The organism is Gardnerella pickettii, from assembly GCF_029226345.1.
Classification (GTDB): Bacteria; Actinomycetota; Actinomycetes; order Actinomycetales; family Bifidobacteriaceae; genus Bifidobacterium; species Bifidobacterium piotii.
Genome location: NZ_JAKNCU010000001.1, coordinates 140,314 through 153,157 on the forward strand (window position 1 = coordinate 140,314; position 12,844 = coordinate 153,157).

The following is a 12,844-nucleotide window of genomic DNA, read 5'->3' on the forward strand; positions in this document are numbered from 1 at the left end:
GTTTTTGTGGCTAGTCGCTTTTGTTTTTCCCACGAGTCTTTCCGCTTTTTGTACGTGTTTTAGGTCGAATTTGGTACAAAGTGCGTTAATCACACAAAATTCATCATACGAATTAATCTTAAATTGTATAAAACAATGAGTAAAATATGCCTTGCATAGTTATATGGATTTTTGCGGTCTGGTTGGCGCATTAATCCAAAGAAAAAGATAATGGAGTAAGAGTATGTCTAAGAAGATTCGTGTAGTTAAGCACTATTCTGGCGTTTATTCTGGTGTTGGGGCTGATTCTCAGCCAGTTCTTTCAAAGAGCGTTTGCGCTGCAATGCTGGCTGGCGCAATGGTGCTCGGGGGGGGGGTATTCGTTTCCTCGCCTGCCTATGCTGACGGTTATGTAGACGGCACTGGCAACAATGTTTATTACGGTTTCAAAACTGATGCAAAATATGCCGAGGCTCATTTCAACATTGACGTTGAATATTACGATACCTTTGAGCATGCCAAAGCTGGCGGTACTGAAGGCATAGACCCTCTTGGTAAATTTGTTCGCGTTCATTATCTTTCTAATTGCCACAACAATGCTACAGCTGACGATTGGCGATTCCGTCCAATGTGGTGGTTTGGTGTTCCTGCTGGTTTGAAAGATCCTCAAGATATTCAATTTAAGCGTATTGAAAAGTTAACAAAAAATGGCAAGGAGCAGGTTAAACCTGCTGGTTCTTCGCAATATATTACAACCGACGCAAACGGTTATGGCGTTGTTTCTGACAAACATTTTAATAGTCCTAAGGAATGGACTAATATTTCTAATTATTATTTTAGTGACGAAAATATTCTTGCCAGCAAAGGCTGGAAACAGCTTATGGGCTTGGGTACCAAAGACAATAAAGGTTACGATAATGCGGGCAATACCGCACAACAATGGGAAGAATACCAAAAGCAAACACAAGGCCTTAAGGGTATTTTCGTAGACTGGGAATCTGCTGGTCAGCGTTGGTATGACATGACCTACGTTTCCGAAATGACGGATGATGCGTGGCAAAAGCGCGATGAAAATCCGCTTCGTTTTGCGGCTGGCGTTTATCGTTTTGCTGGTAACTGGCACTATGCGGTTGGCCAAAAGCACAATACGCCAAAGATTGCGGATTATTTGAAGCTTGCGTATCCAGAGGTTACAAAGGTTAAGAAGACTAACGATTTAAGTGACGACGAGCAAAAGACTATTAAAGAAAAAATTGAAAAAGCGAATGAAAACACCAAGTACTTCAAGGAATTAGTTGCTGATAATGGTGTTGTGGTAAATAAGGATGGCTCTGCAACTATCACTTTCAAAGACAAGACGACTCGCACGATTCCTGCAAGTCTTCTTGTTGCACAAGATGAATCCGACAGCGACAGATATAAGCCATTTATGCCAGATCGCATACCTGTTGTAAAGCCTGATGCGTTAAGTGATGATGATAAAAAGGCTGTTATTGATGCGTTCAAGAAGGCGAACCCTGATAGCAGCGAATTTAGCAAGCATCTTGCCAAGGATAATGCTATTGCTTTCGATAAAGACAGCAAGAACCTTGTTGTGACTTACGAAGATGGCTCCACGGCTACGATTCCTGCGTCTGAGCTTGTGTTCCAAGGGCCAAAAATCTCCGACTGGGCGCCGTATGTTGTGCCGGACGCGATTGAGGTTAAAGATCCTGCAAAATTAGATGCAGATGAACAAAAGAAAGTAACCGATGCCTTCGACGCAGCAAACGCTGACTTGGATGTTTATAATGCAGCCAAGAAGGATGGCAAAACTCCTGTAAGCTTCGATAAAGACTTCAAGAACGCCATCATCACTTGGGCAGACGGTTCAACAACAGAGATTCCTTCCTGGCAATTCTTAAAGCAAAAGGCTGCTGAGCAAAATCCAACTCCAAAGCCGCCTGCTCCAACTCCTGCTGCTGAAAAAGAGTTCATTGTTGAAGCGCCTGAACAACAATCAAGGGTTAATTTCGATCCCTTTAATGCTACACAAAAAGACGTAAATGATAATAAGACGCAGCTTGATGCTATTGTCTCTCAATTTATGAAGAAGCTTAAAGCTAAGGATGCTAAGAATCCTGATACGTCTGTAACAATCAAAGGTGTTGAATTTAAGATAGTAGAGGGTAAGAGCGTAGTAGTATTCCATGCTGACAACTACAAAGATGCTACCTATCCAATGAGCGTATTCCTTAAGCAAATGGCAAATAAGCAAACGCCAAAGGAGACTGAGCATAATCCACAAGGAAAGACTCAATATAAGTACAAGGTTAAGCCTGTAGTAGTTAATGGCGATTCTCCTACTCCGTTAGAAAAGGTGCAAGCGCTTAAAGCATTCATCAAGTCTAATTATGGAACTGATTTGACATATGACACTACTGTTATAGATACGTATTCATTAAAAGACTCAGATAAACCTGTTGATGGCACTCAGGGCATGTGGCGCTTTGTTCAAGGCGAACATGATGGTGCTGGTATATTAACAATCGGTGTTGCGGATGATGGCTCTCTTGAAATTCAGGGTTATGAAAAGGGTGATACGAGTTCTAAGAAATTATTCACCGTTCCTGCAGGTGAATTGTATGTGAAAAAGAATTCTAACATTGATCACACACTTTCAGATTTAAAGCAGCAAGCTAAGGATTTGCTGAAAAAGCGCACAGATGAGGGTCTTAAAGACTCTGATTTTGATAAGGCTGGTATTGCTGATCCTACAAACTTGAATGATAATACCATCAATGGCATGAACGAGCAGCAGCTTCGCGATCTTATCCGCAAGCTTACCGATGCCAAGAAGGCTGAGCGCAAGTACAACAATCCTGCTGCAATTGAGGTTAAAGATCCAAGCAAGCCTACTGAAGAAGATTTCAAGAAGGCTGTTAAAGCATTCTTTGACGCTAACTATGATGGGCAGAATAATTTCCAAGTTACAACGAATGGCATGACTATTCCGTACCTTCCATCTGCTTCTGATCTTAAGCCAAAGTCTGGCACTGTTGACATGGAGATTGCTGACAATAATATCAAGTCAGTTACCTCAAGTGAAACTGGTAACACGAAAGACTATAAGTCAATTGTCTTTAAGGATCAGAAGGGTACTCAGCTTTTCACTGTTGCTATTACATATAAGCAGAAGGAAGAATCTGCTCCTGCTCCAACGCCTGATGCGCTTGCGCAGATGAAAAAGGACGCTGAGGAGATTATCGACCGCAATCCTAAGCTTACTGAGGAACAGAAGAAAGATTACAAGAAGCAGATTGAGGATGCTAAGACCAAGGAGAAAATCCAGGAGATTCTCAAGCAGGCCAATGAGCAGGCTGGTAAGAATAATGTAAAGCCTGAAGACATTAAGAAGAAAGAGAACGAAGAAAAGGAGAAGCGCGAAAAGGAGAAGCGCGAGAAAGAACAGCAAAATAAGCTTGCTGAAGATAAAACCAAAGCCAAGGAAGCTCTCAAGAGCCTGACCAATCTGACTGATGGTGATTCTGGCGATAAGAAGAAGTTATCAGATGAAATTGATAATGCTCAAACTCCTGAGGAAGTTAAGAATATTCTCGAAAAGGCCAAGGCGATTAACGACGCTCGAGGTGCTTTGAAGGAAGGTGCGCTTCCATTCTTAAGCCACGGCAAGTCTGATAGTAACGACGATAAGGCTCTTAAGGAGTTAATCGGCGCTGATCCAGCTCAGAAGGATAGCACGCTCACTGCTTTGGAAGCTGATCTTGCAAAGAAGGATCCTGCTGCTACTGCAGAAGAGATTAAGAATGCTCTTGATGCAGCCAAGCGCCAGAATGTGATTAACGAAGAAAATGCTAAGAATGCTGGTATTGCGAAGCTTGAAGCTAAGAAAGCAGAGCTTGATGCAGCATATAATGCTTTAGCAGCTGATCAACAGGCGAAAGCCAAGGAGAAGTACGACACGGCTATTAAGGCAATCAATGATGCTAAGACTACTGTAAACAACGCAACAAAGCCTTCTGAAATCAAGAATGCTGTTGATGGCGTGAAAACTTCGTTTGATGACGCAAACAAGGCAATCGAAGATGCTAAGGGCAAGCGCGATATTTCTCAGAACACATACGATGATCAGTCTGTACTTAATAAAGAAAAGGAAGATCAGAAGAAACGCATTCAAGATAGTGATCTTCCAGATGCTGAAAAGCAGAAGGCTATTGATGACATCAATGATGCAAAGAAGATTGGCGACCCAACTGCTATTGCTAATCGCGCTTTAAAGGCTAAGAAGATAGAGGATGCTAAGAAGCAGATTGCTGCGCTTGATCATTTGAACAATGCGCAGAAGGAAGCTTTCAAGAAGATTATTGAAGATACTGATGCTTCTGATCACAAGAACGCTGACGGTACAACTTCTGACGACATCGACGACGCGCTTGCCAATGCTACTGCAACCGATACTGCCATGGCTCGTCTTGAGAAGCTGAAAGAGATTGCTGATAAGTTCGCTAAGGGCGACAAGTATAAGGGTCTGCAAGAAGGCAATGAGCAAAAGAAAGCGTTTGACGATGCTGCTACTGCTGCTGGAGCCGTGCTAGACAAAGCTAATGGCGATCCTAAGGATGCGGATCAGGTTAATGAGCTGTATAAGGATCTTCTTAAGGCAATGCAGGCCATTGACGACAAAGCTAAGGGTGCTGGCGTTATTACTGATGCACTTCAGGCTGAAGTAGATAACGACTCTAAGCTTAAGCCAACGCCAGCTGATCCTAACGATTCCGCTAAGCCGGCTACGCCAGGCGATTCTCTGTACACGACCGCTTCTAAGGAGAAGAAAGAGGCCTTTGACAAGGCACTCTCTGACGCTGAAGCAGCATTGAATAAAGCTAAAGAAGATAACGCAGATCAAGCGAAGCCAGACTCTACTCCGCGCACTCCCGAGCAGGAAGCTGCTGCGCAAAAAGCGGTAGACGACGCACTTCAGAAGCTTGAAGAAGCACGTAAAGCTCTTGATGGCGTTGACACAACCGCGTTGCAGAATGAGATTGGTAAGGATAACACCGTTAAAGACTTAGATAAGTATAAGTATGCTGATAAGTCTAAGACGGATGCGTTTGATCAGGCTCTTAAGGATGCTCAGGATCTTATCAAGAATTTGACCACTCCTAGCGCTGATGGTACTACACCTAAGTACGGTGAAACTACATTGGATTCTAAGGAGAACAAGCAGAAGGCTTTGGATGATGCTCTTGCAAAGCTTAAGGCAGCTGAAGAGGCTCTCGATGGTAAGAAACCAACTCCTGGTTCTGGTTCTGAAGCTGGTTATGGTGTGAATGATAATGCGCCTACTACTGTGGATAAGGGTGAGTTGAATGTTCAGATTCAGGGTGCTGAGTCTGATTCACAGCCTGGAAATGCTGGTAATGGTAACGCTGGTGCTGGCGTAAACTCGGGTAATGCAGGTAACGCTGCTAACACCAATGCTGCCAACGCTAACGCTAATAATGCTAATGGCGCAAGTTCTGCTGCTGTGAATGCTGCTGTTGAGAATAATCCGGCTGTGAAGCAGGCGGATGCTCAAGTTGCTAAGGCTCAGGCGGCTCTTGATGCTGCTTTGGCTGAGGCTAAGAAGGTTGCGGCTGATCCTAACGCTACCCAGGCTCAGGTTGATGCTGCGGCAGTTAAGCTTGCGGATGCTCGTAAGGCACTTGCGGACGCTCAAGCCAATGCAGCAAAAGTTCGTGCAGCTGTTCGCAGCCGCGTTATAAAGGGCATGCGTTCTCGCGGAAATGCAGGCATTGCGACTGGCGCAAACGTTGCAACTGCTGGATTGATGGCAACTATGATTGCTGCAATCGGCGGAGCATTTGTAACTCGTCGCATGCGCACAAAGCACGCTAATCGCGATTAGCGCTTAGTTGCTACTTATGTAGGTCGTCGTGCGACGACCTACATAAGCGCTCAAAGCGTAGCGCGCGGTTTTCTTACTTGGTATTGCGCGAGGTTTGAGTATTTCTCTCCTCGCAGGCGCGCCAACCTGCCGGAGCGCTTAAAGCGTAGCGCGAAAAGCGCTTTGACTGAGCTTGAAATTGCATAACGCATTTCAAGCTCCTTCAAAGCGTGATTTGGCTTAAGGCATAAAGTCCAGTGGACTTTATGTGCCAAATCAGCCGAACGGCTACTAATAGCCGTGAGGAATAGAGCGCTGAGCAGCTCAAGGCAGAAGCACTGCTTCTGCGCTGCGAAGACGTGAGCGGGCTAATCCACGCGAGCGATTTTCCTTACTTGGTGTGTAGGAGGGCTGGCTAATTCTTGTCTCACAACGCTCCGCCTCTTACGTGTTGTTTTATGTTGCGGTTGTTCCGATTTGGCTTTGATTTTGTTTTTGGTTGAAGCTTATTTGTAGGCGTGTGTCATTGGGCTTTTTGGTATCGGCTGCCGCTCTTATACTGTTCGACCAAGAATCACCCAGCCCTCTTGCATGCTTGAACAATTGCGTGGTTTTTATCACCGAGATTCTCGATTTTTCTTGCTGCTTCAGCGAATCACCATCAAAGATGCTGAGGTTCGCTTCATCCGCTGCGAAAAATCTCGAATCTCTACCTCACTTAGTGTAATCATGTAGTGCGTTTGTACCGAATCTCAGTGTTTTTTGATACAAACGCACTACATGAAAGCGCTTATGCAAGTCGATTCGCAGCCATCTTACGTGCTTGAATAATTGCGTATATCTTAAATACAGGGTTTTTGTGTGTTTTTGTGTGGGGTGTGTGCTAATCTCGGTTAGTTCATGACTTTTTATAGATTCGTCAATCGAATTGTTCAATCATAAAATACGAAAGGCTATTGTGCCACATACTCATTATGATGCGTTTGCTAAAACGCAAGGCTCTAAGAAAACTGCTGCTAGAAAATCGAATAGTAAAAAATCCGCTGTAAGTCAAAGCGCTAATAAGAATTTTTCTAAAAAAGGCTATAAGTCCAAAGAAAATCCATTTGAATATAGAAGAAATCGTAAGAATAACGAATTTAACGCTCGTAAGAACCGCAATCGTAAGGCAGATAAAGCTAGAAGTCGCGCTAGAGAAAAAGCTTTGCAATACGAAGAGATGGCAATTCAAGAAGCTGAGAAGGACTTTGGAGAGAAGAGCTTTACTTCGCAGGACTTTAGCAAGCGTGATTTTGATAAGCGTGATTTTGATAAGCGTGATTTTAAGAATCGTCGTATAAATAATCGTAATCAAAATAAGCAAAATTCAAATAAGCAAAATCAAGAAGTCGAAAAAAACTCCGTAATGATTCCAGATACAGCTGTGGAATCACGCGAAAACTATAGCGATGACGTGACTTTTGCGCAGCTCGGCGTTCCGCAGCCTTTGGTGGAAATTTTGCGCGCAGACGGCAAAACCACGGCTTTTCCAATACAGCAGGCGACTTTGCCAGACTCTTTGCAAGGCGCGAACATTCTAGGGCGCGGCCGAACGGGAAGTGGCAAGACGCTAGCGTTTTCTATTCCGCTTGTTGCGCGATTGGCCGAAAATTTTGTTGATTTAATCAACTCGGGTCGCGCTTCTAGAAAAAACAAGAATCGCAAAGAAGACGATGTTCCAGCGCCTCACGCAATGATTTTGGCGCCGACTCGCGAGCTGGTGCATCAAATAGACGACGTAATCGCGCCTCTAGCGGCTGCTTACGGCATGAAAACTGTAACGGTTTATGGCGGTGTGCGTTACAAGCAGCAAATGGCGCTTCTTAAGCAGGGAGCGCAAATCGTAGTGGCTTGCCCAGGGCGATTAGAGGATTTGCTGCGTCAAGGCGCGTTAACGCTCGAAAAAGTGATGGTAAGCGTTTTAGATGAGGCCGACGAGATGGCAGATATGGGATTTTTGCCAGCCGTTACGCGCTTGCTTGAGCAGACTGATTCAAACGGTCAGCGCATGCTGTTTTCTGCTACTTTAGATAAGCAAGTTGCGACTATAGTAAATCGCTTCCTGCCAAATGCGCTTGTTCACGCTGTAGATGACGCGGATTCGCAAGTAGACACAATGACACACTACGTTTTTGGCGTTTCTGCGGCAGATAAGTACGAAGTTTTGCGAAAGCTGGCTTCGGGCAAAAAGCGCTCAATATTCTTTACGCGCACAAAGTATCAAGCCAAGAATATGGCAAAAAAGTTTGTGCAACAGGGGATTCCTGCAGTTGATTTGCAAGGAAACTTGTCTCAAAATCAACGCGATAGGCATATGAGCGTTTTTGCTAGTGGAGATGTGCGCGTGCTAGTAGCTACGGACGTTGCTGCGCGAGGCATTGATATTAGCGATGTAGCGCTTGTTGTGCAAACGGAGCCGCCAGAGGATCCAAAGTCGTTCTTGCATAGGTCGGGTCGTACTGCGCGCGCAGGCGAGTCGGGTAATGTTGTGACTCTTGTGTTGCCTAATCAAAAGCGAATGGCGCACACTATGTTGAGGCGTGCTGGCATTAACGCTAAAGCGCAAGACGCTAAGCCAGATTCGCCGATTTTGCAAGATATTGTTGGGGATTTGGCGGATTTGCAAGAGGGCTGGAGTATGCCAGAGCCAGAGCAGCCAAAGCGCAAAGGCGGGCGCTACAACCTACCTTCGCGCTTTAAGCGTCGCGCGAATCGACGATTTCGAGCTGCATAATGCGCGAGAAATCACCTCGATTCGCTGAGCCGCTCAAACGTAAAGTCCAGTGGACTTTACGTGCGGCGAAGACGTTAGCGCGCTTAGACCGCGCTAACGATTACCTACGATATTTCCGCTTTTTGTTGCTGATTTTAGCGTTTAGAGCTACAAAACCGTCAACTAAATGCGCTACTTGCTTTGACCTTTGCCGAATGCGCGCAAGCGAATACCATTCCAATCTTCGCTAACTGTTAAAGGCGTTGCGGCGTTCATTCCAGCAGTCATTGCTGCTGCTTGAACAGTGCTCGAGCTTGGAGAGCCAGCACGCCCTGGCTTAGGTGTTAAAACCCACATAGGTGCGTTGCTGTTCAACATGTTTGTTGCGTCCATAATGGTGTCTGCTAGCTCGTCTTCGTCGTCGCCGTCTCGCCACCAAATAATCACTCCGTCAACAGTGGAGCTGTAATCTTCGTCAACAAGTTCTTCGCCAGTCAATTCTTCGATATTGCTGCAAATCGCATCGTCAACGTCATCGTCCCACAGCCACTGCTGTACGATGTCTCCAGGTTGGAATCCAAATTCTTCTGCATGTTGAAAAGCTGTCTGTTCCACGTGACTCAATATATCAAAGCGTCAAGAATTTGCGCGACTCGCCCTATCTGCACGCACGGCACGCTGAGACACGCCTGGAAAATCGCCAGAAACCACAAAATCACTATATGTAGTTTGTTATTTATGTAAATTACCCTAGATATTGTGCATGCTATGGGCTATAGTAGAGCAAGTTGTTGCGAATCATAAGTAGATTTGCGATTCAAAATACACGTTAGCTTGAGAAAGGTCTGTAGAATGCAGGTCTCTGATATGACTTTAGAGGATGCCACTTTGCAAGATGAAGAAGCCGTCACTTTGGGTGATTTTAATGTAGCTTCAAACGACTCTTCTAAGAAGTCTCGCGTGCAAGTCGAAAAGCGCGATGGTCGCGTTGTTGACTTTGATCAGATGAACATTATTATGGCAATCAAGGCCGCTTTTAAGGATTTGCGCAAAGAAGTCGGTCCTCAAGAAGAGCAGATGATTCGCGATATTACGGATCATATTGAGGCCGAAATTCAAGACCGTTACAATGGCCCTGCAAAAATCGAAGATATTCAAACTCTTGTTGAGCATGGTCTTATTGAAAATCATCTTTACGAGGTTGCGCGTTGCTACACAAGCTACCGCCTAAACCGAGATATTGACCGCGCTAAGGCAACCGATATTAACGAAGCTGTGAATCGTCTTGTAAACCGCGATGAGTCGCTTGTGCGCGAAAATGCCAACAAAGATTCCAACGTTTACGCCACTCAGCGCGATCTTCTTGCAGGCGCCGTTTCTAAGGCTTCCGCGTTCTCTATGCTTCCGCACGCAGTTTCTAACGCACATATGAAGGGCGATATTCACTTCCATGATGCTGATTATTCGCCATTTACTTGCATGAGCAATTGCTCGCTTCCAGATTTTGGAGATATGCTTGCTAAGGGTTTTGCGCTTGGAAACGCAATGATGGATAGCCCAAAGTCTATTGGCACGGCGGCTACTCAAGTTACGCAGATTATTAAGGATATTGCAGGCGCGCAGTACGGTGGCCAAACTGTAAACCGCGCAGACGAGATGCTGGAGCCTTACGCTAAGTGCGATTACGACAAGAATCTTGCTATGGCTCAGGCCATGATTCCAGATTCCACGCCAATCGAAGTTGCTAAGGCTATGATTGACGGCTTAAAGGCTCAGGAGCCTAAGAATCTTCATTGTTCAGATAGGGATCCTCTTCCAGAAGACACTCCTTTTGATGAGAATTTGAGTGAGTTGGATCAGCTTCGCGAAGTTTACGCAAAGATTATGACGCGCAAGGCGATCTACGACGCTATGCAAACAATGGAATATCAAATCAATTCCAACCGCGTTTCTAACGGCCAGACTCCGTTTGTAACTGTTGGCTTTGGTCTTGGTACGTCTTGGTTTGCTCGCGAAATTCAGCGCGCTATTTTGCTTAATCGCATTCGCGGACTCGGCAAGGACCGTCATACTGCTATCTTCCCTAAACTTGTGTTTACTATTAAGCACGGCGTTAACGCAGATGCTGGCGACCCTAACTACGATTTGAAGCAGCTTGCGCTTGAGTGTTCTACAAAGCGCATGTACCCAGACGTTGTGTTCTACGAGAATATTGTTAAGATTACTGGCTCCTTTAAGGCGCCTATGGGCTGCCGATCCTTCCTTCAGGGCTGGATTGATCCAAAGACTGGCAAAGACGTGGAAGACGGCCGCATGAATCTTGGCGTTGTAACAGTTAATGTGCCTCGCATTGCGCTGGAGTCTCACGGAGACGTAAACCGCTTCTGGAAGCTTTTTAACGAGCGCATGGAAGTGGCGCATCAAGCTTTGCGATTCCGCATTATGCGTTGCAAGCAGGCAACTCCTGTAAACGCTCCAACTCTGTTCCGCTACGGTGCTTTTGGCCGTTTGGGAGCTAACGAGAGCGTGGATCAGCTGTTCCGCAATGAGCGCGCAACTGTGTCTCTTGGCTACATTGGCTTGTATGAAGCTACATCCGTGTTCTTTGGCAAGGATTGGATGCAAGATCACAGCTGGAACGAAGATGGCAAGCAATTTGCGCTTTCTATGGTTCGCCGTATGAATCAGCTTTGCCAGCAGTGGTCGAAGGCGGAGGGATACCATTACTCGGTATATTCCACTCCTGCTGAGTCTTTGACGGATCGCTTTAACCGCATGGATCGCCAGAAGTTTGGCAGCATTGAAGGCGTTACCGATCACGACTTCTACACCAACTCCTTCCACTACCCAGTGTGGTTGCAGCCAACTCCTATGGAGAAGCTCCGCTACGAGGTTGACTTCCCATATCTTGCTTCCGGCGGATTTATTAACTACTGCGAGTTCCCATGCTTGCAAGCGAATCCTAAGGCTTTGGAGGCTGTTTGGGATTACGCTTATAAGATTGGCATTGGCTACTTGGGTACGAACACTCCGATTGACCATTGCTTTGTTTGCGGATTCCAGGGCGATTTTGAGCCAACGAAGGAAGGCTTCCGCTGCCCAGAGTGCGGCAACAGTGACCCAGATAAGTGCAATGTGACTAAGCGCACTTGCGGATACTTGGGCAATCCTGTTCAGCGACCAATGGTTCACGGCCGCCACGAGGAGATTGCTCATCGCGTAAAGCACATGTCTGGCGAAACTGGTCATGTTGTTCTTAACAATGGCGAGTCTCGCGAGTGGTACGAGGAGACCAAGTAGCGCGTGGGATTGCGGCGTAAAATCGCGGTAAATCGCGGTAGATTGTGGTGTAAAGTCACGGCTTAAAGTCACAAAAAGTCGCATAAAATAAAGTAAAAGCTAGGCTAAATTACTAAAAAGGTTGGGACCATGGCTCGTATAAGTTTGCACGATTTTGCACCTGCAGACGTTAACCGCGGGCCTTGGATTCCAACCTCTCTTTCTAATAATCCGCGCGCAGGGCAGTGGTCCAGTGAGCGCATGAGCAAGGGCATGATTGCGGATTATAAGCGTTTTTTGATGACGGATGGCGAAGGAATCCGCTGCTCGCTGTATGTTTCTGGCTGCCCGTTCCATTGCGTTGAGTGTTATAACGAGTCGATTTGGGATTTTCGCGCAGGCTACCCATACACGCAAAAGCTTGAAGACCAGATTATGGAAGATTTGGCGCTTCCGTACGTGCAAGGATTGACTCTTCTTGGTGGCGAGCCGCTTCTTAACACTGGCATTTTGCTGCCACTTTGCAAGCGTATTCGAAGCGAGTTTGGCAATACAAAAGACATTTGGAGCTGGACTGGTTACACTTGGGAAGAGCTTATGCGCAAAGGCGAGACGCCCGATAAGCTTGAGCTTTTGCAATATATTGACATTCTTGTTGACGGGCGATATATGAAGAATCTTCACGATTCGCTATTGCAATTCCGCGGCTCTAGTAATCAGCGGATTATTGACGTTCCAAAGTCGCTGGAAAATCCAGCCGAGCCGCCTGTAATCTGGGAAAAGCTTCACGATCAAGAGCGTTTTATTCCATCAATCTATGGCAAGGATCGTGTAGTTGGCGAAGGTGACGCTAGTTAGCTAATGGTTGTTAGAAATAGCGCGCTTAGACCGCGCTAACGATACGCCTCGCTCGCGGCGAAAAATCTCGAATCTCTACCGTGCTTGGC

Annotated in this window: 5 protein-coding genes; 4 read left to right on the forward strand and 1 reads right to left on the reverse strand. The window is 45.9% G+C overall.

Annotation, left to right across the window (positions count from 1 at the left end; genetic code table 11):
* Positions 1 to 223 precede the first annotated feature (223 nt).
* On the forward strand, positions 224 to 5,887 hold the full coding sequence (locus tag MAF46_RS00480) for a MiiA motif-containing surface protein (RefSeq protein ID WP_060785628.1): 5,664 nt from the start codon (positions 224 to 226) through the stop codon (positions 5,885 to 5,887).
* A gap of 937 nt (positions 5,888 to 6,824) precedes the next feature.
* Complete coding sequence (locus tag MAF46_RS00485; RefSeq protein ID WP_060785581.1) at positions 6,825 to 8,639, forward strand: DEAD/DEAH box helicase; 1,815 nt, start codon at positions 6,825 to 6,827, stop codon at positions 8,637 to 8,639.
* A gap of 171 nt (positions 8,640 to 8,810) precedes the next feature.
* Here the strand turns inward: MAF46_RS00485 and MAF46_RS00490 are convergent, their stop codons facing one another.
* Entirely contained in the window at positions 8,811 to 9,233 is a 423-nt protein-coding gene (locus tag MAF46_RS00490; protein WP_004130062.1) for a DUF3052 domain-containing protein, read from the reverse strand.
* A 237-nt stretch (positions 9,234 to 9,470) separates the two neighbouring features.
* On the opposite strand from MAF46_RS00490, the gene nrdD reads away from it, so the two are divergent.
* A complete protein-coding gene (gene nrdD, locus MAF46_RS00495) occupies positions 9,471 to 11,918 on the forward strand; it encodes an anaerobic ribonucleoside-triphosphate reductase (RefSeq protein ID WP_060785580.1) in 2,448 nt (815 codons plus the stop codon).
* 129 nt (positions 11,919 to 12,047) lie between these two features.
* Positions 12,048 to 12,755: an anaerobic ribonucleoside-triphosphate reductase activating protein gene (nrdG, locus tag MAF46_RS00500; RefSeq protein WP_004130066.1), complete on the forward strand. Its 708-nt coding sequence runs from the start codon at positions 12,048 to 12,050 to the stop codon at positions 12,753 to 12,755.
* Positions 12,756 to 12,844 lie beyond the last annotated feature (89 nt).

Bases quoted from the DNA above. Each gene is read 5' to 3' on its own strand.
- MAF46_RS00480 (WP_060785628.1), top strand. From the start codon at position 224: ATGTCTAAGAAGATTCGTGTAGTTAAGCACTATTCTGGCGTTTATTCT.
- nrdD (WP_060785580.1), top strand. From the start codon at position 9,471: ATGCAGGTCTCTGATATGACTTTAGAGGATGCCACTTTGCAAGATGAA.
- nrdG (WP_004130066.1), top strand. From the start codon at position 12,048: ATGGCTCGTATAAGTTTGCACGATTTTGCACCTGCAGACGTTAACCGC.